The organism is Shewanella sp. YLB-07, from assembly GCF_009377275.1.
Genome location: NZ_VOQB01000002.1, coordinates 330,084 through 351,923, shown reverse-complemented (window position 1 = coordinate 351,923; position 21,840 = coordinate 330,084). Strand labels below are relative to the sequence as shown.

The window sequence follows — 21,840 nt, the reverse complement described above, 5'->3', positions numbered from 1 at the left end:
TAAGCGGAGAGCCTAATAATGTTCCCTAAACAGGTCAGCATATTTGAAGTCGGCGCTCGCGACGGCCTGCAAAACGAAAAGACAGTCAGTACTCAGGACAAGATAATCTTGATACAAGACTTAGCCAAAGCAGGCATTAAACGCATCGAAGCGGCGAGCTTAGTATCACCAAAATGGGTACCACAGATGGCCGATTCAGGTGAAGTATTACGCAATATTAAGCGTGAAGCGGATGTGACCTATAGTGCGCTGACCCCGAACCTGAAAGGTCTGGAACTCGCGCTTGACGCAAAAGCCGATGAAGTTGCCATCTTTGGCGCGGCGTCCGAGAGTTTCTCTCAGCGTAATATTAACTGCTCAATCCAAGAGTCCATTGTGCGTTTTAAGCCACTGATGGAGCGTGCTAAGGCCGAAAACATTCGGGTACGAGGCTATGTGTCCTGCGTCTTAGGTTGCCCCTATGAAGGTGAGATTGACGTGAATGAAGTGGCTCGCGTGTCTGAAATCCTTTACAAGATGGGCTGCTATGAGATCTCACTCGGTGACACCATAGGCGTTGGCACGCCAAATAATGCCCGTAAAATGGTGCAAGCAGTCAGCCAAGTCGTGCCAGTGGATAAACTCGCACTACACTTTCATGATACCTATGGACAAGCACTGGCGAATATTCTGGCCTGTCTTGAAACCGGCGTCAGTGTCGTTGACTCATCGGTAGCTGGACTCGGTGGATGTCCCTATGCCAAAGGTGCATCGGGTAACTTAGCCACCGAAGATCTAGTCTACATGTTACATGGACTCGGAATAGACACAGGCATAGATCTCACTTTACTTGCCCAGGCAGGTAACAAGATAAGCCAGGCCCTTGGCAGACAGACAGGCTCTAAAGTTGCCCAAGCCTTGCTCAGTTAAGAGCCATCAGCGAGTAAAAAGCAGCGCGAACCTAGAACCTACAGAATTAACACTCGACCCTTCTACAAAGGAGATAAGAATAATGGCAGGACTGAATAAAGTCGTACACAGTTATGAAGAAGCCCTTAAGGGCCTTTCCAATGACATGACTGTGATGGTAGGCGGATTTGGCCTTTGTGGTATCCCCGAAGGCTTGATCTCACATATGGTCAAAATCGGCGTAACAGGATTGACGGCCATCTCTAATAACGCCGGAGTCGATGATTTCGGCTTAGGCTTACTGCTCAAGAGCCGCCAAATCGATACCATGATAGCCTCCTATGTCGGTGAAAACGCCACTTTCGAGAAGCAGATGTTATCCGGCGAGCTCAATGTGATCTTGACCCCCCAGGGCACACTCGCCGAGAAAATACGTGCAGGCGGCGCAGGCATCCCCGCCTTCTTCACCGCAACGGGTTACGGTACCCCCATTGCTGAAGGCAAGGAAACCCGTGAGATAGAGGGGCGCCATTACGTACTTGAGCCATCACTCACCGCAGACTTTGCCTTAATTCGCGCCTGGAAAGCCGATACCATGGGTAACTTGGTCTTTCGTAAAACCGCCGCTAACTTCAACCCTATGATGGCAACGGCCGGTAAAATTACCGTAGTCGAAGCCGAGCATATCGTTCAACCCGGCGAATTAGACCCAGATCATATCCACACCCCGGGGATTTACGTTAATCGTGTCATCCAAGGCACATTCGAGAAACGCATCGAGCAACGTACTGTAAAGCCAGCTGAAGCATAAGCAGGAGGGAGAGATAATGGCATTAACAAGAGATCAACTCGCACAACGTGTAGCGGCAGAGCTAAAAGATGGCTTCTACGTTAATTTAGGCATAGGTATTCCAACCTTAGTGGCTAACTATATTCCACAGGGAATAGATGTAATGCTGCAGTCGGAAAATGGCCTACTTGGCATGGGAGAGTTCCCCACTGAAGAGACCATAGATGCCGATCTTATCAACGCAGGTAAGCAAACTGTCACCGCCGTCGACGGCGCTTCATTCTTCTCATCGGCTGAAAGTTTTGCCATGATCCGTGGCGGTCATGTAGACCTTACCGTACTCGGTGCCTTCGAGGTTGATGAGCAAGGCTCTATCGCCTCCTGGATGATCCCTGGTAAGCTCATCAAGGGCATGGGCGGCGCTATGGACTTGGTCGCTGGTGCTGACAATATTATCGTCACCATGATGCATGCAGACAAGCGCGGAAACTCTAAACTGCTCGCTAAGTGTGAACTGCCGCTAACTGGCTTTGGCTGCATCAAACGTGTGCTGACCGATCTGGCCTTTATGGAGATTAAAGATGGTGCCTTCCACCTGCTAGAGCGTGCTCCGGGTGTCTCTGTCGAAGAGATAGTTGAGAAAACGGCGGGTAAGTTAGTTGTTCCTGAGCATGTACCAGAGATGAGCCTATAGCTATTCGCTAATTCCAGGACAAGACATACAAGTATTAAAGGCCAGTGAGAAATCACTGGCCTTTTTTCATTTTAAAAATCGACTAAAATTAATCTTTACGCAACATACGTCAAGCAAATGGCATGTAACAACTTTCAATACAAGTAAATTTTGTATATCTTATACGAACAGTTTGATAACAACATACTAGATGTGATGGATCACTTTGCAATGCATGAGCATTGCTCATTATGCTCTCATTTGAGGAAGGTAAAGTGGCCATATTTAGTCAAATTAACAAGGGTTATCTAGATTCAGCTTTACAGTTGCTAGCTGTAAACTTTCGCTTTTTAAGCCTGATGATCACTGCCACATTGTTAACAGCTTGTGGTGGTGACGACGATGGCTTTCCAAGTTATGAAACCTTCTCGCCACCAACAGCCACACAGCTATCGACCTCCCCTCAAGCTGAGGTCGATACCATTTTATCCCTAGATTACCAGTTTAATGATGCCGCTAACCGCCCGGAAGGTGGCAGTAAAGTAAGTTGGTATCTTGATAATCAACTGCAAAACCATGATAGTCAGTTTACACCGAGCAAACTTCATGAGGGGCAATGGCTCCACTTCTGTGTCACCCCTATCGCAGCTTACGGAAACAACAACACTGGCTCACAAGTTTGTTCTATCGCAGAACTTATTTTACCAACATCAGGTAGTGTTCCTGTTGCTGAAAATATCCTCATAATATCCCCATTGCAGCCAGGTTCTAAGATTGAAGGGTCATACTTATACACGGATGCGGATGATGATGCCGAAGCTGCTAGCCAGTTAATCTGGCGCTTAAACTCCTCAGAAGTCGCACAAGGGCTGCATTATTTGCTTCCAGTGAATTCAGAAGGTGCAATACTTAGCTTTTGTGTCACGCCAAAGTCTTTAACTGGTGAGCCAAACATAGGTGCAGAAGCTTGCGATACTAAAACTGTCATTGGTAGTTATACGCCCCCAACAGCTAGCAAGTTGCTGATCAGCCCGACTCCCGTGATAGGCAACCTGCTCAATGGCAGTTACCTGTATAATGACGCTAACAACCGCCCCGAGGGAGATAGCTTACTGAGCTGGGAAGTAGATGGCACCGAAGTCGCCACAGGCTCAACAGTAACACTCGTCGTCGCTGATGAAGGTAAAGATATTAGTTTCTGTGTTACTCCATTAGCAACTTATGGCCAGAATGCAATAGGGCTCCAAGTCTGCTCAGCCCCCTCTAACATAGATCCAAAAGCTGGTAGTGCTCCTGTTGCTAGCAGCTTAGCTATCTCATCGCCACTGCAACCCGGGCAAAGTGTCACAGCCAGTTATTTCTATAGCGATGCCGATGGTGATATTGAAGCCAGCAGTCTGACTCAATGGCGAATCGATAACCTGGCTAGCGGCACAGGCTTAAGCCTCACTTTACCCATAGACAGCGAAGGGAAAACTCTGCAATTGTGTGTCACCCCGATTGCGCAAACTGGCTCCCCTAAACAAGGGCTACAGGTGTGTTTCTCACAAAATATCACTGGGACCTATAGCGCTCCGACTGCAACCATTTTGTTAATCAGCCCTGCTCCGGTGGTAGGTACCTTACTCACTGGCAGCTACCTGTATAATGACGCAAACAGCCGCCCAGAGGGAGATAGATTACTGACCTGGAAGCTAGATGGTACTGAGGTTTCAGCAGGAGAGACACTCACTCTCGCCGCCACCGATGAAGGTAAAATCCTAACGTTTTGTGTTACCCCTGTGGCAGCCTATGGCATCAATGCCAGCGGTACACAAGTGTGCTCGACGCCAGCGAGCATTTTCCCCAAAGCAGGCAGCGCCCCTGAAGCAAGCGGCTTAACCATCTCATCGCCACTGCAACCCGGGCAAAGTGTCACAGCCAGTTATCTCTATAGCGATGCCAATGGTGATATTGAAGCCAGCAGTCTGACTCAATGGCGAATCGATAACCTAACTAGCGGCACAGGCTTAAGCCTCACTTTACCCATAGACAGCGAAGGGAAAACTCTGCAATTGTGTGTCACCCCTATTGCGCAAACGGGCTCCCCTAAACAAGGGCTACAGGTGTGTTTCTCACAAAATATCACTGGGACCTATAGCGCTCCGACCGCAACCATTTTGTTAATCAGCCCAACTCCCGTGATAGGCACCTTACTCACTGGCAGCTACCTGTATAATGACGCTAACAGCCGCCCAGAGGGAGCTAGCTTACTGACCTGGAAGCTAGATGGTACTGAGGTTTCAGCAGGAGAGACACTCACTTTCGCCGCCACCGATGAAGGTAAAATCCTAACGTTTTGTGTTACCCCTGTGGCAGCCTATGGCATCAATGCCACCGGTACACAAGTGTGCTCGACGCCAGCGAGCATTTTCCCCAAAGCAGGCAGCGCCCCTGAAGCAAGCGGCTTAACCATCTCATCGCCACTGCAACCCGGGCAAAGTGTCACAGCCAGTTATCTCTATAGCGATGCCAATGGTGATATTGAAGCCAGCAGTCTGACTCAATGGCTAATCGATAACCTAGCTAGCGGCACAGGCTTAAGCCTCACTTTACCCATAGACAGCGAAGGGAAAACTCTGCAATTGTGTGTCACCCCGATTGCGCAAACTGGCTCCCCTAAACAAGGGCTACAGGTGTGTTTCTCACAAAATATCACTGGGACCTATACCGCTCCGACTGCAACCATTTTGTTAATCAGCCCAACTCCCGTGGTAGGCACCTTACTCACTGGCAGCTACCTGTATAATGACGCTAACAGCCGCCCCGAGGGAGCTAGCTTACTAAGCTGGCAGGTTGATGGCACCGAAATCGCCACAGGCTCAACAGTAACACTCGTCGTCGCTGATGAAGGTAAAGATATTAGTTTCTGTGTTACTCCATTAGCAACTTATGGTCAGAATGCAACTGGAGATCAGGTTTGTACTCTTGCCGCTAACATTAATCCAAAAGCAGGCAGCGCACCAAGCACAACTAACTTAAGTTGGGATACTTTCGTCAAACCCAGTACCTTTTTAACTGTTAGCTATGACTTTATCGATTCTGATGGCGATGCTGAAGGGGTTAGTCTGTTCAGTTGGAAACTGGATAATGTAGAAGTCAGCCAAAACATCTCATACACACCGTTAGCAGACAGTGGCGGTAAAAGCCTAAGTTTTTGTGTTACAGCTGTCGCCGTGAGTGGTACACCAAAAATAGGTTCACAAGCCTGCATCACCACAGACATAGCGGCTATCTTGCTCACCGGTGAATTAAAACTCAATCAAACTTTAACCTTAGATGTGAAAGGCTATAGCGAAACTGGCGTCACCTGGAAGTCGACCAACCCGGCTGACAATGCAGTAAGATCCACCAGCAACACCAGCTATACTATATCCCGCTTACCCATTACTCAGTCAGCATTCAGACTGGTAGGCTACGATGTGGAGGTCTGTGTGACCACTGTTGAGGAGGGAGAGATATGTAACTTAGTATCCCAATATCCTGTAACGAGTGTCACTGGCGGACTGCCTATGACACTCGATGGTAGCAACCAGATAACCAGCAGGGCCATAGCGTCGGTTGATTATATCGAGCTGACCATAGCGACGGTCACCAAACGATTACATCGACCACTTAGCATAATCGAGTCGGTCCTGCTTAATGCGGCAATACCAGCATCGCCACTTCATGATGGTCAAGACTCTGAAATTGGCAGCAATGTACTCTGGGGGTTATACACTTGGCCCAATGCCGATGCTTTGTGCACCACTCGTGGAATGACACTCGCCGTAGAGGGTAACACTGATGTCTCAAACCCCTTCGGCTTGAAGCAGTTTTATGATGCTGCAGAAGCCAGTTACCCTGAATTTGCCAGCGCTCATGTGGGTAATGCCCTAGGCTGGGGAGTGGATAACGAATATTACTGGAGCAGCTCAGATATCGGCGGTGGCAGCCACAGAGACTTCTATATGGTGACCGGATCGCCAGGGAGCATCGCCGACACGACTCCAGAATACGCTGCTTGTCTTGAGCTAGTGCCTTAGAAACCAGCAGCCAAACCAACCTAAGAACAACAAAATAAATCCAACCGACACAAGTTAAAAACAGAACCCGCACACAATAAATAAAACCAGCAACATATTAAAATAGTTCAGTTTTATTTATCGATTTGAGTGATACATTCTTGATAAGAAAGTTTAATCTAAGTATATTCCGCGAACAATTTGTTAGTGATATATATAAAGTGTCTTTAAACAAAAATCAAACTGGCTTTACCTTAATCGAGTTAGTGGTTGTCATCATAATCTTAGGCATACTCGCAGTTATTGCTACTCCTAAGTTTCTTTCGCTAGGCAGTGACGCTCAGAAAGCCAATCTTGAAGGGATAGCTGGTTCCATCGCCTCAATGAATCAACTTGTACACTCAAAAACCCAACTTGATGGCATTGCCGATAGAGAAGATTGCGATGGCACATGTAACAACAATCCAAATTGGGATCGACAGGTAGGTTACTTCTACATAGATGTATCAGATACACGTCTGTATGTATCGAACGGCTATCCAAAAGCTACTGGTACCTCATCTTCAAATACGCTAGTAGAAGATAACTATAAAAGTGTAATGGGATTATCTGATAATGATTTCGTGTTTGGAATAGGTTCATTTTCCTCTTTTGCTATTATCCCCAAAAAATTTGCAGACAAGTTAGCAGACATTCGAAGTGGTAAGTTCAAATGCCACGTCGAATATCGCTCCCCAGTGCCAAAATTTGAATATTTTACCCGTGCTGTTACTGATGATTGTTTTTAATTAGCCACTCGCGCCTAGTTCTAGGCTGCATCTATCACTTAGTGGCTAAGAATATAATCAACAGCTTGCTTCAACTTCTGGTTGTTAGGATCTGAAATATTTGTCACCCAGACAACCTCTCCACGGCGATTGATAAATACCGTCGTCGGGGTGCCGGGAACACCATAAGCTTTAGCGGCACTCTCCCCTTTCACTAAGGTTGGGAACTGAATACCTCGCTCCATTAACGTCTGGGCAGGATCGGCTCCCTCATCTTCATTGAAACTTATTCCTAAGATCTGCAAGTCGCTATCACTGTAGTCCACACGCAACTTCTCCAATCCTGGCTGCAGTTTCTTACAATAAGGGCACCAGGTCGCCCAGAAGTGTATGATAGTCGGCTTACCCTTATATTCTGACCATTGGTGAACCTTGCCTAGGGGATCGGCTAATGCGAAGTTAGGTGCCAGTTTCACATCCTCGCTGAACTCTAATGAGTTTACATCCGAGTTTATGAAAACAAAGGTTATTAAACCCAAGATAGTAAAAACTACAGCCGCTAAACCAAAAGCCTTGATGCCAAATTTCATTTGAATAAATCCTCCCTATAATATCAACTGGTGTAAGCCTCCAAACAATCACCGAAGGCAAACCGACTACTGGCAGTCCAAGCTATGAACTCACTTGCAGTTAATTCATAGCTATAGACCGAATACTTAGCAATTAACATTCAGTAAAAATAAAATATGTTCAGCAGATAAAATGAAATTTTTATGGGCTTTACACTATCTTTGTTTATAAGCTAGGCAATGAAATTAACAATATGCAGCCGACATTTCCGAAGAGTAAAGAACACATTTTCCAAATAACCGCCATTTTTAGCATGGTATTTGCGCTTGTAGGATTTAGCTACAACGTCTGGCGAATGGAGGTCACTGAATATAACTCAACAATGCGCTCGGCAAGCTTTGAGCTCTTGCTACAACTGTCTGAGCTGGAAGGGATCATCTACGCGGCCTATTACGATAAAGATCAAATCGCCGGAAACCCGCGAAAAGGTTGGATTAAAGTAAACCTGATTGCAGACTTGAGCATGATCACAGAACCGGAATTGCAGCAAGCGACTCAACAACTAAAACAAGAATGGCAGCAAGATTGGGATTCGATAGGAGATGACGAAACGAGTGTAAAACAAATAATCGCCAAGATAGATAACACACGGGAAGAGGTAAGGCAGTTACTGTCCAAGTTGGATTAATGAGAGGTCCTAATACTTAGATACTAGGACCTAAACGCTGATGCTAATCCCACAAAAACTCTCTGAAATGCTTGCGGCAAACAGATTCATAGCTCTCGTTGCCACCTATGGCGACCTGCTCACCTTCACGCATAGGCTTGCCCTCATCGTCTAATCTCACCACCATGTTCGCCTTGCGACCACAATGACAGATTGTTTTAAGCTCGACCAGTTTGTCTGACCAGGCCAGTAGATATTGGCTACCGGTAAATAACTCTCCCTGAAAGTCTGTTTTCAGGCCATAACAGAGCACAGGTATATCCAATATGTCGACGATATAGGTCAGCTGTTTGACCTGCTCTTTACTCAAAAACTGAGATTCATCGATAAGGATACAATGCAGTTTCTGCTCTTCATGAGCCGTCGTTATCATCTTGGCAATATCATCGCTACTACCAAATACCTGCGCAGCGGTTTCGATACCAATGCGTGAAGACACTTTACCCACACCGTATCTGTCATCGATTGAGGCCGTCATCACTAAGGTGTTCATGCCACGTTCGCGATAGTTATATGAAGACTGCAAGAGTGAAGTAGACTTACCGGCATTCATCGCCGAATAATAAAAATAGAGCTGTGCCAAACTGATATTCCTTATACGTGAATTCGGCTACAGTTTAACAATTTTTATAACGAAAATCATGTGCCAGTGCTATTCAAGCCAATACTCACTAATTCTGATAAACAGCGACTGGATTACTGCGAAACTCTAGACAAAAAAATACCGCTCATATGAGCGGTATTTCACTTGCTAGTCTTGCCTTAGGCTAGCAACAACATTGGTAGCATGGCTAGCTGGTAGACTGAGTAGATTTAACCTTCAAAACCAAGACGCTAATCACAAATAAGATGCTACAGGTAGCGAGTCCAGCCATCAGAGACTCGGTGAATCCCAGCACGATATAACCGCCCAAGCTGATCCCCGCCACGATTAAGGCATAGGGCAGTTGAGTGACCACATGATCGATATGATGACAGTTAGCTCCCGTGGAGGAGAGGATCGTCGTATCTGAGATAGGTGAACAATGATCACCAAATACTGCACCAGCGAGCACTGCCGCAAGCATAGGTAACATCATATTGGTATGAGTACCCATCGCCATGTCCGCGGCAATAGGTAGCATGATACCAAACGTCCCCCAGCTGGTGCCGGTAGAGAACGCCGTCAGTCCTGCAAGCACGAATAAGACGGCGGGTAACAGCGCAAACGGAATATTACCCGATGCCAGACTCGCCATGTACTTACCTGTCTCTAATTGACCAATCACGCCGGCAATCGTCCAGGCAAATAGCAAGATATAGATGGCTGGCAGCATAGAGCGAGCACCAGCAACCAGACCTTTAGTTAGGTATGACTTATCCAATCCTTGTATCAAGACTAAGGCCAGAGTCGCAATAAAACCGACCAAGGCACCGAAGAACAAAGACGAAGCTACATCGGTATTTTCAAATGCACCAAGAATACTGAAAGGTTTTCCGTCTGCTGCTAAGACGTCTCCGCCGCTGCTCACCATGAAATAGAAGGTCGCAAGAACCAGTACGATAATGGGCAGAAATAATCCCAGAATCTTACCGTTATCGGCCTCAGGCAGATCTGAATTAGCTCCGGGGGGTAAGCCTTTAGCCTCATCATATAAGTTACCCTTCTGCGCATTGAGCTCATGCTGACGCATGGGGCCGACATTGAGATCCATGAAGGCGACACAAAACAAAAGTAGCAGTGCAAATATGGCATAGAAGTTCATCGGGATCATCTGGATAAAGATGCTCAGATGTCCTGAATCTGTGAAACCATGGGCGGTGAGAATACCGCCGATCAAGGCGATGATATAAGCCCCCCAACTCGACACGGGAGAGATCACGCAGATTGGTGCAGCTGTCGAATCCAAAATATAGGCGAGCTTGCTGCGAGAGATATAATATCTGTCGGTCAGAGGTCTGGCGACACTGCCGACGACTAAGCTGTTGAAGTAATCGTCGATAAAGATCACGCAGCCTAAGAACATGGTCATCAACTTGGCATCACGTTTACACTTTATGTGACCCCTTGCCCAATCGGCAAAAGCGTTAGCCGCACCGCTCACCGTAATAAGCGCGGTGATCATCCCCAATAGTACCAGGAAGCCTAGCAGATACATGTTCCAGGCATTGAGAGCACCATCATCCCAGAATAGGCCAGCAACTTGCTCGCCTAAGTATTGCCCAGATGCTATGACAGAGAAATCGTTTATCAAAATAGCGCCGAGTAATATTCCCAGCCCTAAAGAGAGCAATACACGACGTGTAACAATCGCCATCAGAATCGCAACCACAGGTGGCAGCAATGAGAGCGCCGAATCGGCGTAACTTAAAGTTGTCATTTAATTATAATCTTAGTTTTAAGTACGAATGGAGGCTGCTGAACTGGTGGGATATTAAAGATATCTGAAAACACCTGTCCTATCAGTAGCGCTCCATAGTAATACCGTTAGTTAAAAGGTATAAATTTTCTTATCATCCAGATAAGAAATACTATGGCAGTGCTGTACCTATTCGATACAGCCCCAGCAGTAAACCGTGATATGTATTACTACTTCGGCATCAAAGCCTTTCATGATAGATAAGCGGTATCACCCTGACTATCACTACTGATCTTTAATGCACCTCTACTTCTCAGGACGTTTATCATGTGCCGAACTGATAGTACCAAACAGAGGTACTAAACTCAGGAAAACATGAAAACGTGAAGTTAATAAAAACACAAGCGGCTTTGAGGATTCTACCCCAAAGCCGCTCACTGTGACTAAGATCACGCTTATTTAGTGTAAATCAAAAGGGATTTCACCTAAAACTTACATTTACACAGCATATAATCGATAAGTTATAGCAAATCAGTTAGCTCGGGAACCGCTTCAAACAGATCCGCTTCCAAGCCGTAATCGGCAATCTGGAAAATAGGCGCTTCAGGATCCTTGTTGATGGCGACGATCACTTTAGAGTCTTTCATCCCAGCCAGATGCTGAATTGCCCCCGAGATACCCACGGCAATATACAAGTCAGGTGCCACAATCTTACCAGTTTGACCCACTTGAAGATCGTTAGACACAAAACCTGCATCGACCGCAGCGCGTGAAGCACCGAGTGCGCCACCTAGCTTATCGGCAAGCTTTTCTAAGATAGCAAAATTCTCACCGCTACCCAGACCACGACCACCCGATACCACAACAGATGCAGCGCCAAGTTCGGGGCGCTCAGATTCTGATAGGCTCTGAGAAATAAACTGAGTCACAGAATCGAATACCTTATCTATGGCAACAACATCCGCAGCTCCATCATTAGCGACCGCATCAAACGCACTTGAACGTACGGTTAATACCTTCTTAGCATCATGGCTCTGAACCGTGGCTAATGCATTACCTGCGTATATTGGACGGACGAAGGTATCGGCACTAACGACTTCTACCACTTCAGATAACTGAGCGACATCTAAAAGCGCCGATACTCGTGGTAATGTGTCTTTACCTTGGCTAGTAGCTGCAGCCAAAATGTGTTCATAATCACCGGCAAGATCCACGATAAGCTGTGCCACATTATCGGCAAACCCGTGAGCATATTGCGCCGACTGTGCGACTAAAACATGCCTGACACCTGCAAGTTGCTTGGCGGCATCGACCACTGCGGCACATTCATGACCGGCAATCAAGACATCGATATCGCCACCAATGGCTTGACCACAAGCGACAACTTTGGCGGTGTCCAGCTTCAAGCTGGCATTATCATGTTCTGCTAATACTAAAATTGCCATTAGATCACCTTCGCTTCATTCTTTAACTTATCGGCCAGTTCTGCAACGCTAGCCACCATAATTCCAGCCTTACGCTCGGCAGGTGGAGTCACTTTTAATACTGTTTGATGCTGCTTCAGACTTACACCTAAATCATCGATAGAAAGGGTCTCTAATGGCTTACGCTTTGCCTTCATGATGTTAGGTAACTTAGCGTATCTGGGTTCATTTAAACGCAAATCAACCGTCACTACTGCTGGCAGCGAAATGGTGACACTCTGTAGGCCGCCGTCGACTTCACGTGTCACGGCAAGAGAGTCGCCCTCGACTTTAACTTCTGAAGCAAATGTCGCCTGAGGCATATTAGCCAGTGCCGACAGCATCTGTCCGGTCTGGTTATTATCACCATCGATAGTTTGCTTACCTAAGATAATCAGTTGTGCCTGCTCTTTTTCCTGAACTGCATTGAGCAGCTTAGCAATAGATAAAGGTACTAACGCCTCTTCAGTCTGGATATGAATACCACGATCGGCACCTAAAGCCATTGCCGTGCGTAGTTGCTCTTGTGCGGCTTTAGGGCCCACGGTAACAACCACAATTTCAGAAGCTACACCAGCTTCTTTTAGGCGCACGGCTTCTTCTACGGCAATCTCACAAAAAGGGTTAATCGCCATTTTCAAGTTAGCGGTATCGACATCGGTATTATCAGCATTCACTCTGACTTTAACATTGGCATCGACGACGCGCTTAACAGGCACCAATACTTTCATAGGGCTTCCTTCTTACGTCATATTTAGAGGGTTGAGTATAGGTTAACACCTACACAAAGTAGCTCCACTTTACGTGCTGTTAACGTTAACGTCAATAAGGATTCAAACGCTTGTTTGTATTTTTTTTGATACATATCATATTCTGGTGATTTTTAACCGAATAAAATAACAATAAACAGCAGATAATATGAATATAAATATATATTCATTAATTTAATTAAAATAACATTTGAAACTTGTTCTAATAATTCCTATTATTAGTCTGATATTTAATAACTCACTTAATATAATTGGACCAAATAATTATGAGCGATTTTCTTGAAATACTAACTCATGGCCGCCGTTTTAAAGCCGCAGTAAAAGAACTATCGATTGAAGACTTAAAAGAATTAGCGGTAAAACTTGATAAAGTTATCTCAGAAAGAGACTCTCAAGCAGAAGCTGAAGCAGAAGCTACGGCAGAAAGAAATGCCAAGATAGATGAAATCCGCAAACAGATGGAAGCCGTTGGCTTATCAATTGATGATCTGGGTGCATCGGCGGTAAAACCAGCACCTAAGAAGCGCGCTCCACGTCCAGCTAAATATGCTATCGACGTGAATGGCGAGGCAATCACTTGGACTGGTCAAGGCCGTATGCCGACAGTATTTAAGACTGAGCTAGATAAAGGCCGTTCTATGGATGACTTCCTAATCTAAATCACTTCTATCAAACAGAAGTAGTATATTAGACCGGCTTATGCCGGTTTTTTTATACTTTGGATTTAACACTATTGATAAAAATCATTACAATTGCCACTTGGTATTTACACTAAAATTCAGATAACCTCTGGCTAGGTTTCACTATTCATAGTTAATGTCTAAAATGCATCACAAAATAAAAATAATAACGATAATCACGACATTATTGTCAATCAGTTCATTGCAAGCGCAGGCAAATGATCAACTCACTGATAACACCCCCAAATTAACCGCTCTCACTCATGCGACCTTAATGATTGAGCCAGGTAAAAAAATAATAAATGCCAGTTTACTCATTCAAAACAATAAGATTATAGAGGTCATAAAAAATAATAAAGTGCCAGAGGATGCACTCATTATCGATCTGCATGGTTATACCATCTATCCGGGGTTTATCGACCCTTTTACCGACTACGCCATCGAATTTGAATACCCACAAGATGAAGTGCGACCTCCTATCTATGAGATAAAACGTATAGGTGGAAATGCTGAAAATGGCGCTATTCACTCTGAAAAATCTTGGTTCAATTATGTTCACCCTAATAAAAATGATGCAGAACCTTGGATCAAAAATGGATTTACCAGTGTTCAGAGCAGTAATTTAGATGGCATCTTTCGTGGACGTGGGGTGACATTATCTTTAGCTGAAAAAAGTGCCAATGAAATTATCTATCGTGCTCATTCCGGTCATTTTTTAGCATTCGATAAGGGCAGTTCCCCCCAAGATTACCCAAGCTCTTTGATGGGCAGCATAGCGCTTATTAGACAAACTTTTGCCGATGCCAATTGGTATAAAGAAAATAAAGACAAGTCATTTTCAAAATCTGAAACTCAATTGATTGAATTTAATAGTGCACTCCTGGCTATAGCCAATATTGAGAGTGAACAGATTATTTTCGATACTAGCAACCTCAACAGTCAACTCAGGGCTGCCAGCTTATTAAATGAACATGAATATAAAGCAAGTTTACTGGGTAACGGTATGGAGTACACTCGGCTAGACGAACTGAAAACTTATGGTTATGGCTTAATTCTGCCATTAAACTTCCCTGCCGCCCCCTTAGTTGGCGATGACGACAGTGAGAGAGAGATAAGCCTGGCACAGATGCGACATTGGGAGCGAGCACCGGCTAACTTGATGGCTGTTGAAGAGTCTCAGCTTCCCTTCTCACTGACTCAGCACGGCATCACAGCCGAAGACTTTTGGCCTAGACTCAAGCAGGCCGTAAAATATGGCCTGAGTGAAGCAACGGCATTAGCCGCACTCACCACCGAAGCCGCAGAAATTGTCGGCACCAGTGAATTTAGCGGTCGATTGAAGCCCGGGTTTATTGCGGATCTAGTGATCACTAAAGGTAATATCTTCGAAGATGGCGTAATTTACAGCATCTGGTTACAAGGTGATGAACACGCACTTATCGATAGGGATACTGATCTGTTGGATTCCAGCTATCAAATCCAGATAGGACAAGTCTCACTGGACCTGTCTATCTCTAACACCAATAAAGAAGATGACAAGATGTCAGGCACCTTAGCAAGCGGCGAACAAGAGTTGGTACTGTCTCAGGTGACCTATCTCAATAAGCGCTTAACCTTTAATGTCGATATGACAGAGGCTGGATTCGAGGGCATCAACCGTTTCACACTCTGGTTTGACGAACAAGGCATTCGTGGCCGCATGTCAGATAAGGATGGCGCACTCACCCCTGTAGCCGGAGTCTTGAGAGACGCCTTCGAAACGCCAAAAACTGAAGAAGATGAAACACCTGTCGAACTTATCTCTAAGTTAACCTTACCCAATATCGCCTATGGCAGAGACAGCTTAGCTAAAACAGAGAAGCTACACATAAGTAACGCCACCATCTGGACCTCTGATGAACAAGGAGTGCTTGAAAACAGCGACGTGCTCATATCGCGCGGCAAGATAGAGAAGATAGGCACAAACCTGAAAACACCTTCGGGTTATCGCCATATCGACGCCACAGGCAAGCATTTAACCGCAGGTATTATTGATGAGCACTCACATATTGCCATCAATGGCGGTACCAATGAAGGTACAGATGCCATCACCTCAGAAGTGCGCATCGGCGATATCATCAATCCCAATGATATCGCTATTTACCGCGCCTTAGCCGGCGGCGTCACCACAGCGCAGCTATTACACGGCAGTGCGAACCCTATCGGTGGTCAGGCCCAGGTGATCCAAATGCGCTGGGGCGAGAATGCCAACACGCTTAAATATACTCAGGCGCCTCCCAGCATCAAGTTTGCCCTGGGCGAAAACGTGAAACAGAGTAACTGGGGTGATAATTTCGACAGACGCTTCCCACAAAGTCGCATGGGGGTTAAATCTCTGTTCATCGAGGCATTCAACGAAGCCAGCGCCTATCAAAAATCAATTTATGATTATCGTCGCCTCAGAGGCAGTGAGAAGCGCAAACGTATCGCGCCTAAACCCAACTATCGCTTAGCCGCTATCGCCGAAGTGCTAGAGCAAAAACGGGATATCCATATTCACTCCTATGTTCAATCTGAGATCTTGATGTTCCTGCGCCTGGCAGAAGCCTATAACTTCAAGGTAAAAACCTTCACCCATGTATTGGAAGGCTATAAAGTCGCAGAAGAGATGGCTAAACACGGCGCCTCGGCCTCAACCTTCTCTGATTGGTGGGCCTATAAATTTGAGGTCTATGATGCTATTCCCCAAAACACCTGCCTGATGCAGAGCAAGGGCGTGCTCACCAGCATCAACTCAGATGACTATGAGATGCAGCGAAGATTAAATCAGGAAGCCGCCAAGTCTATGATGTATTGTGATATGTCGGCAGAAGATGCGTGGAAGATGGTCACCATCAACCCGGCGATTCAATTGGGCGTCGATCAATACATAGGCTCGATAACTAAAGGTAAGCAAGCGGATATCGTATTATGGGATCACTCGCCATTATCTGTTTACGCAAAAGTTGATGCCACCTGGATAGAAGGCAAACGCTATTTTGACCGTCAAACAGACAAGCAGTTGCAAACTGATATCGCTAAAGAAAGAGCGGCACTAATACAAAAGATACTGCTCAGTGAGTCCAAACCCAGCACGCTGCCTCCCGGAGAAGCGGTCATAGAGAGCAATGAGCCAGAATGGCACTGCGACACTCAATACGATGTTTGGCATCAAGCACACCAAATGAGAGCTGCGTTATGAAGCCTGTGACTCGAGTAACTAAAGAGCGAAATAAAGCGCTTGAACATGCACAAATACAACACATAGTGAGTAAGAAGATGTCTATGGCTGCCAAGCGAGTGCTGCTTTCTCTAGGCTTAGGCTGCATTGTCACCTTGCCCGTCCATGGCCACGATATGATCCCCGCCGAGGCACAGTCGACCGCGATATTATTTACCAATGCCAGCTTACATACCGCCGTAGATGGGGTGAAGCTAAACACAGATCTCTTAATAGAAGATGGCAAGATTATAGCCATAGGTCAAAATCTTATCGCTCCAGAAGCGATACATTTAGATATGACAGACAAGCACATCTATCCTGGGCTCATCGCCCTAGATACCAGCCTAGGCCTTGTCGAAGTTGAGATGATGCGCCCCAGTAATGACAGTTATGAAGTTGGCGAGATCAACCCCCAACTCGAAGTCATCACCGCCTTCAACCCAGATTCGGAGATCATACCTACCATACGCGTCAATGGTATTACCCATGCCCAAGTCGTGCCTCAGGGGGATAGTTTAGCCGGGCAGTCTTCTCTGGTCTCTCTCGATAGCTGGACAGTGGAAGATGCGCTAGTGCCGACTCAAGCCGCTTTTCACCTCTATTGGCCCCAATTCGGTCGTCTTTCTCAAGATAAAGAGAAACGCCAGGAGCAGATAGATAAATATAATGATCAAATCGTCGATATCTCCTTAGCTATTTCTGACGGATACCGTTACTTTCTGGCAAGTAAGGTTAATAAAATCAACAAAGTCGATTTAAGATGGCAATCCTTGCTTCCCCTCTACGAGGGAGAAGCTCAGCTATTTGTACACGCCAACACCCAAAAGCAGATAGAGGAAGCGGCATCTCTGGCCAAGCAATACCATTTCAAACTGGTTATCGTCGGTGGTTACGATGCCTGGCGCTTAGGTGAATTGCTCAACGAAATACAGGCTACAGTGATTTATACTCGCACCTTAAGCCTGCCGATGAGAAAAGATGAGCCTATTGACCTGAGCTTTAAGATCCCCGCCCTACTCAAGCAAGCCGAAATCCCCTTCGCCTTAGGCTTCTCATCGGATTGGAATAGCCGTAACTTACCACTGGCTGCGGGTCAAACCGTGGCTTATGGACTCACTCGGCAAGAAGCACTGAAAAGTGTCACCCTGAATGCCGCAAGAATCCTCGACGTAGATAATATGGGAGCGATAGCCGTAGGTTATAAAGCTAACTTGGTGGTGTCTAAAGGCGATATCTTAGATCCCATGGAAACCAAGATAGAAAAAGTCTATATCAATGGACGCGAGATAGATCTCAATAATCGTCAACAACAGCTTTATCAAAAGTATCTAAAGCGCTAGAATTCCTACTGTTAGGATCATAAAAATAAATTCCAATATCACGAATATGAGTACGTCAGTCACTCTAATAACAGGCCTGAATAATGAAGACCCTATTAATCTCTGCACTAGTTTTACTGCTTAGCGCCTGTGCCGGCGAATATAAATTTAACAGTAACCTCAATGGTGAAGCCATCGACGATTATTTCAAGGCATCGGATGTCACTGTCTATAATAATGCTACAGCACCAAAACTTCCTTATGAGATCATAGGTTTAGTTGAAGGCGAAACATGCCAGGAGCAAGCCAATGATGCGCCGGCTGCGATAAGTGAAGCACGAACTCTAGCCCGCAGAGCTGCTGCCGATAAAGGGGCTAACGGACTGGTTATCAAGAAGTGTCTGGTATTTGAAGAGCAAGGCCAGGGCTGTTTCAGCCGCGCCATCTGTGTCGGCCAGGCAATCAAAACGCCAGTAACAGACAAGCAGTAATCTGCTTAAATATTTAATCTCCACTTCAAAGTAGTCATCAATGAGTTTTAGCAGTCAAATTCAAGCTGTGGCGTACTGTCGTACGCCCTATAAACAAAAATTTGGGATCCCCAGACAACCGGGACTCGTCAACGCCGCCCGCGGTTTTGTCGAACTCCAGGCCCCCTATAATGATATCGATACAGTCAGAGGCCTGGAGCAATACTCTCATCTCTGGTTAGTATTTTGCTTCCATCAAAACCTTGCCCAGGGCTGGAAAACTACGGTTCGCCCTCCCCGCTTAGGCGGCAACGAAAAGCTGGGTGTGTTCGCTACTCGCTCCACCTTCCGGCCCAACGGCTTAGGCCAGTCAGTAGTTAAGCTACATAAAATTCACCAGCGCAGAGGCTATCTGGCTTTAGAGATCTCGGGAATGGATCTCCTAGATGGCACACCCATCATAGATATCAAACCCTATATTCCCTTCTCAGATTCGGTTCCTGATGCATTAGGCGGCATCGCCCATGAAGCGCCAAAACTGACCAAGGTAGAATTTAGTCAAGATGCTAAGCAGCAGCTAGCAAGCTATGAGGGGCTCGAGCAATACCAACACCTCGAAGAGCTCATCATAGGTGTCCTTGCCCAAGACCCGCGTCCCGCCTATAAGAAAGCTAAAGCCGACCCTAAGATCTATCAAGTCGCCCTGTACGATCTCGATATTCTTTGGCACGTTGTCGAAGCTACTCATGCTCATGCTAAAAATAACGATAGTGATAGTGAAGACACCATTGTTGTGCAAGAGATTAAGACGGGGGTCAGTGTTTAACTGACTGCATAATTGATGACACAAGACGACTATCAAGCCCAGCATAAGAAACGCATGGCCTACATGCCTTGGCTCTACTTCAATCTCAAACCCAAGTTACTGGCTTGGGCCGAGCCTTGGCAGCAGGAAGTACAAGCCAACTTGATAGCCTTAGAGACCATCAGCTTAGGTGCTAATTGTTTCATCGCCCCGGAGGCAAACCTGTTTGCCGAACCAAACCGAGGTATCACAATCGGTAATAAATGCATGATCGCCGCCGACAGCTTCCTCCACGGCCCGATAATAATGGGCAATGAAGTCGCGATAAACCATGGCTGCTCTTTCGATGGCGGCAGCGCAGGCATCACCATAGGCTCTCAGACCCGCATCGCCAATAACGTCACCATTTATGCCTTCAACCATGGTATGCATCCTGACACAGCTATCTATCGGCAAAGCTCCGAATCTCAAGGTGTGATCATAGGCAAAGATGTGTGGATAGGTGCTCAAGCCGCCATAGTCGATGGCGTCACTATAGGCGACTGCGCCGTTATAGGCATGAATGCCACCGTCACTAAAGATGTACCAGACTATGCCATCGTTGCCGGTAACCCAGCGAGGGTGATTGGGGATAGAAGGGATAAGGTGTAGGTGTGTGTTTATGTGTAGAGCAATTAAGTGACATGTCGGATTCCGTACTGATTTTCGCAGAGCGAGTATATACTACAACGGCCATTGCATTGATTTATTTTAATGTAGCTAAATTTACCTGTGCATCAAAATCATATGTGTAGGCGTTTACTTTATTGATAAGTAGAGAAAATGGACTGACTAAATGTGAAAGTAGAAATTCATGGTATTGCTTTACCATTGTTAACGTCATTTCGACATGCTCATTTATTATTACCTCGGCAATGAGAGTCACTCATTACTAATGAACAACATACATAATGCCATTGCTCAAAGTAGAAGTGCAGCGGCATTTTCGCCATCCGCAGCTTCACCTTATTCACATTCGCGCCTTTGATGGATCCATACTGAGCCGTAAAGGGAAATGTTATTGCCGAATGTCTCGTCAACGGCCTTGACCACACCAGGATGAGCAACCGTATAGTCATGACCAGATATAACCGGACAACCGGTAGAAACGGCCCAATCAATGTCCTTCCTCACGGATTCGTAGTCATGTCCTGCATCAATGAAAATCAAACTTGGTTTGAGGGTCCCATTGGCCAAATAGAAATCCGCCGCATTACCATCAAAAACCTGGGTTGAACAATGTTCTAATGCGTAACGAAGTGTGCGCATTGTAAACTGACGGTGTACCTCAGGAGGCAGAGAAAAAGGATTCCAAGTAAAATTTTCCACCGTAATAAGAATAACCCCAGTCCGCTTCATTGATGCGAGTAAATTCGTTGTGTGACCAAAAAGCGCCCCTATTTCAACAATTGGACCTTTATGCTTGCCTGATTGAACAACAGCATGTTTGATCCCCTGCTCATCATCCTCGGTGATCGAGCCCCACACCGACGTTTCGGTATTCTCGAAAAAATGTAAGTAGGATGTTAAAACAGGCTTTAGCTGTTTTCGATATTTTATGACTAAATTGAGTTCTGATAGTTTTTGCAAAACGCCCATAGTTCGTATTCTCCTGCATGTGTGAAATATACAACCTCACTTTTTCAAAACAGTGGCAAACGATTGAATAAACAGGTCACTAAATGAATCAATATCAGAGTCAGCACCCAATCTATTTTGTAGGGTATCAAGAGCAAAATTTATACTCAGATTTTCCATCCCTAAGAGATATTCTAGTCCATCTAGAATTTTTCTTGATCCATGTCATTTGAGATTGAATCAGAAACAAAGAGATCTTAGCTAAATGGTGAATTAAATGCGGGACTGCTGACCCAATAAATAAATCGGTTAGTTGGAATCAGACATGTTTGAAAGTATCAGCTTGCTTGTAAATACTGACTGCATTGAGATGCTTTAACTAAGCAACTTGATGCCATCAATGATCTCTCCCTTAACAAACTTCGGTGTCAGTTTAACTATCCGCGCTTCTACCCAAGCTCGCCGATGGTCATAGCCTTTACCTGTATATTTGTCACCTCCACAGAGATGGACGTGGCGGACAATGTGGCTACAACAGTGATATTAAGGTGTGTCTTCGAGGCTTATTTCAGTACTCCGGGGACCGGCCATAATAGCCTCCTAATTAAGCTTTTTATTAATATTTAGTAAGAAATTAAAATAACCCATAAATTATGACCGCCCGGATTTACACCTATA

18 protein-coding genes and 1 riboswitch are annotated in these 21,840 nt (G+C 45.7%); of the genes, 12 read left to right on the top strand and 6 right to left on the bottom strand.

Features of this window, described 5'->3' with window-relative positions; all coding sequences use genetic code 11:
- Positions 1-18 precede the first annotated feature (18 nt).
- The 5 genes from FS373_RS05425 (at position 19) to FS373_RS05405 (ending at position 7,182) form a co-directional block, all read left to right on the top strand.
- Positions 19-909: a hydroxymethylglutaryl-CoA lyase gene (locus FS373_RS05425; RefSeq protein WP_144047437.1), complete on the top strand. Its 891-nt coding sequence runs from the start codon at positions 19-21 to the stop codon at positions 907-909.
- 82 nt (positions 910-991) lie between these two features.
- The gene (locus tag FS373_RS05420; protein ID WP_152828889.1) at positions 992-1,699 is read left to right on the top strand and encodes a CoA transferase subunit A; all 708 of its coding nucleotides are present in this window, start codon (positions 992-994) and stop codon (positions 1,697-1,699) included.
- 16 nt (positions 1,700-1,715) lie between these two features.
- On the top strand, positions 1,716-2,372 hold the full coding sequence (locus FS373_RS05415) for a 3-oxoacid CoA-transferase subunit B (RefSeq protein ID WP_144047438.1): 657 nt from the start codon (positions 1,716-1,718) through the stop codon (positions 2,370-2,372).
- Between the two features lie 254 nt (positions 2,373-2,626).
- Positions 2,627-6,415 carry a hypothetical protein gene (locus FS373_RS05410; RefSeq protein ID WP_152828888.1) on the top strand — a complete coding sequence of 1,263 codons (3,789 nt, stop codon included), beginning with the start codon at positions 2,627-2,629 and terminating at the stop codon, positions 6,413-6,415.
- A gap of 200 nt (positions 6,416-6,615) precedes the next feature.
- Positions 6,616-7,182, top strand: coding sequence for a type II secretion system protein (locus FS373_RS05405; protein ID WP_322619448.1), 567 nt, complete (start codon positions 6,616-6,618; stop codon positions 7,180-7,182).
- A gap of 38 nt (positions 7,183-7,220) precedes the next feature.
- On the opposite strand, the gene FS373_RS05400 is transcribed toward FS373_RS05405, so the two are convergent.
- Positions 7,221-7,751, bottom strand: coding sequence for a TlpA family protein disulfide reductase (locus FS373_RS05400; RefSeq protein WP_144047441.1), 531 nt, complete (start codon positions 7,749-7,751; stop codon positions 7,221-7,223).
- Positions 7,752-7,984: 233 nt separating this feature from the next.
- Between FS373_RS05400 and FS373_RS05395 the strand changes: the two genes are divergently transcribed.
- On the top strand, positions 7,985-8,419 hold the full coding sequence (locus FS373_RS05395) for a hypothetical protein (RefSeq protein ID WP_144047442.1): 435 nt from the start codon (positions 7,985-7,987) through the stop codon (positions 8,417-8,419).
- Between the two features lie 43 nt (positions 8,420-8,462).
- Here the strand turns inward: FS373_RS05395 and FS373_RS05390 are convergent, their stop codons facing one another.
- The 4 genes from FS373_RS05390 to FS373_RS05375 all read right to left on the bottom strand — a co-directional run bounded on the left by FS373_RS05390 (position 8,463) and on the right by FS373_RS05375 (position 12,991).
- Complete coding sequence (locus tag FS373_RS05390) at positions 8,463-9,041, bottom strand: thymidine kinase (protein ID WP_144047443.1); 579 nt, start codon at positions 9,039-9,041, stop codon at positions 8,463-8,465.
- A 208-nt stretch (positions 9,042-9,249) separates the two neighbouring features.
- A complete protein-coding gene (locus tag FS373_RS05385; protein ID WP_144047444.1) occupies positions 9,250-10,818 on the bottom strand; it encodes a Na+/H+ antiporter NhaC family protein in 1,569 nt (522 codons plus the stop codon).
- A gap of 78 nt (positions 10,819-10,896) precedes the next feature.
- Positions 10,897-11,114, bottom strand: a riboswitch (Lysine riboswitch).
- Between the two features lie 204 nt (positions 11,115-11,318).
- Positions 11,319-12,242, bottom strand: a complete 924-nt coding sequence (locus tag FS373_RS05380) for an electron transfer flavoprotein subunit alpha/FixB family protein (RefSeq protein WP_144047445.1) — start codon at positions 12,240-12,242, stop codon at positions 11,319-11,321.
- Positions 12,242-12,991 (bottom strand): electron transfer flavoprotein subunit beta/FixA family protein, encoded by a 750-nt coding sequence (locus tag FS373_RS05375; RefSeq protein ID WP_144047446.1) that lies wholly within the window; start codon positions 12,989-12,991, stop codon positions 12,242-12,244. The genes FS373_RS05380 and FS373_RS05375 overlap by 1 nt, the downstream gene beginning before the upstream one ends.
- A gap of 305 nt (positions 12,992-13,296) precedes the next feature.
- Here FS373_RS05375 and FS373_RS05370 point away from each other — a divergent pair, with 305 nt between their 5' ends.
- The 6 genes from FS373_RS05370 (at position 13,297) to FS373_RS05345 (ending at position 20,196) form a co-directional block, all read left to right on the top strand.
- Entirely contained in the window at positions 13,297-13,689 is a 393-nt protein-coding gene (locus tag FS373_RS05370) for an H-NS family nucleoid-associated regulatory protein (RefSeq protein WP_144047447.1), read from the top strand.
- Between the two features lie 166 nt (positions 13,690-13,855).
- Complete coding sequence (locus FS373_RS05365) at positions 13,856-16,930, top strand: amidohydrolase family protein (protein WP_152828886.1); 3,075 nt, start codon at positions 13,856-13,858, stop codon at positions 16,928-16,930.
- 83 nt (positions 16,931-17,013) lie between these two features.
- Positions 17,014-18,291, top strand: coding sequence for an amidohydrolase family protein (locus tag FS373_RS05360; protein WP_416221749.1), 1,278 nt, complete (start codon positions 17,014-17,016; stop codon positions 18,289-18,291).
- Positions 18,292-18,374: 83 nt separating this feature from the next.
- Positions 18,375-18,761 carry an Rcs stress response system protein RcsF gene (gene rcsF / locus FS373_RS05355; RefSeq protein ID WP_144047449.1) on the top strand — a complete coding sequence of 129 codons (387 nt, stop codon included), beginning with the start codon at positions 18,375-18,377 and terminating at the stop codon, positions 18,759-18,761.
- A gap of 40 nt (positions 18,762-18,801) precedes the next feature.
- Positions 18,802-19,566, top strand: coding sequence for a tRNA (N6-threonylcarbamoyladenosine(37)-N6)-methyltransferase TrmO (gene tsaA / locus FS373_RS05350; RefSeq protein WP_144047450.1), 765 nt, complete (start codon positions 18,802-18,804; stop codon positions 19,564-19,566).
- A 15-nt stretch (positions 19,567-19,581) separates the two neighbouring features.
- Positions 19,582-20,196 (top strand): acyltransferase, encoded by a 615-nt coding sequence (locus FS373_RS05345; protein WP_144047451.1) that lies wholly within the window; start codon positions 19,582-19,584, stop codon positions 20,194-20,196.
- 354 nt (positions 20,197-20,550) lie between these two features.
- Here FS373_RS05345 and FS373_RS05335 read toward each other — a convergent pair whose 3' ends face one another.
- A complete protein-coding gene (locus FS373_RS05335) occupies positions 20,551-21,183 on the bottom strand; it encodes a class I SAM-dependent methyltransferase (RefSeq protein ID WP_152828885.1) in 633 nt (210 codons plus the stop codon).
- Between the last annotated feature and the right edge of the window lie 657 nt (positions 21,184-21,840).

What these genes read in the sequence shown, in the direction of transcription:
- FS373_RS05425 (WP_144047437.1), top strand. Translation starts at nt 19, where the DNA reads ATGTTCCCTAAACAGGTCAGCATATTTGAAGTCGGCGCTCGCGACGGC.
- FS373_RS05420 (WP_152828889.1), top strand. Translation starts at nt 992, where the DNA reads ATGGCAGGACTGAATAAAGTCGTACACAGTTATGAAGAAGCCCTTAAG.
- FS373_RS05415 (WP_144047438.1), top strand. Translation starts at nt 1,716, where the DNA reads ATGGCATTAACAAGAGATCAACTCGCACAACGTGTAGCGGCAGAGCTA.
- FS373_RS05400 (WP_144047441.1), bottom strand. Translation starts at nt 7,751, where the DNA reads ATGAAATTTGGCATCAAGGCTTTTGGTTTAGCGGCTGTAGTTTTTACT.
- FS373_RS05395 (WP_144047442.1), top strand. Translation starts at nt 7,985, where the DNA reads ATGCAGCCGACATTTCCGAAGAGTAAAGAACACATTTTCCAAATAACC.
- FS373_RS05385 (WP_144047444.1), bottom strand. Translation starts at nt 10,818, where the DNA reads ATGACAACTTTAAGTTACGCCGATTCGGCGCTCTCATTGCTGCCACCT.
- FS373_RS05380 (WP_144047445.1), bottom strand. Translation starts at nt 12,242, where the DNA reads ATGGCAATTTTAGTATTAGCAGAACATGATAATGCCAGCTTGAAGCTG.
- FS373_RS05375 (WP_144047446.1), bottom strand. Translation starts at nt 12,991, where the DNA reads ATGAAAGTATTGGTGCCTGTTAAGCGCGTCGTCGATGCCAATGTTAAA.
- FS373_RS05370 (WP_144047447.1), top strand. Translation starts at nt 13,297, where the DNA reads ATGAGCGATTTTCTTGAAATACTAACTCATGGCCGCCGTTTTAAAGCC.
- FS373_RS05365 (WP_152828886.1), top strand. Translation starts at nt 13,856, where the DNA reads ATGCATCACAAAATAAAAATAATAACGATAATCACGACATTATTGTCA.
- FS373_RS05360 (WP_416221749.1), top strand. Translation starts at nt 17,014, where the DNA reads ATGGCTGCCAAGCGAGTGCTGCTTTCTCTAGGCTTAGGCTGCATTGTC.
- rcsF (WP_144047449.1), top strand. Translation starts at nt 18,375, where the DNA reads ATGAAGACCCTATTAATCTCTGCACTAGTTTTACTGCTTAGCGCCTGT.
- tsaA (WP_144047450.1), top strand. Translation starts at nt 18,802, where the DNA reads ATGAGTTTTAGCAGTCAAATTCAAGCTGTGGCGTACTGTCGTACGCCC.
- FS373_RS05345 (WP_144047451.1), top strand. Translation starts at nt 19,582, where the DNA reads ATGACACAAGACGACTATCAAGCCCAGCATAAGAAACGCATGGCCTAC.
- FS373_RS05335 (WP_152828885.1), bottom strand. Translation starts at nt 21,183, where the DNA reads ATGGGCGTTTTGCAAAAACTATCAGAACTCAATTTAGTCATAAAATAT.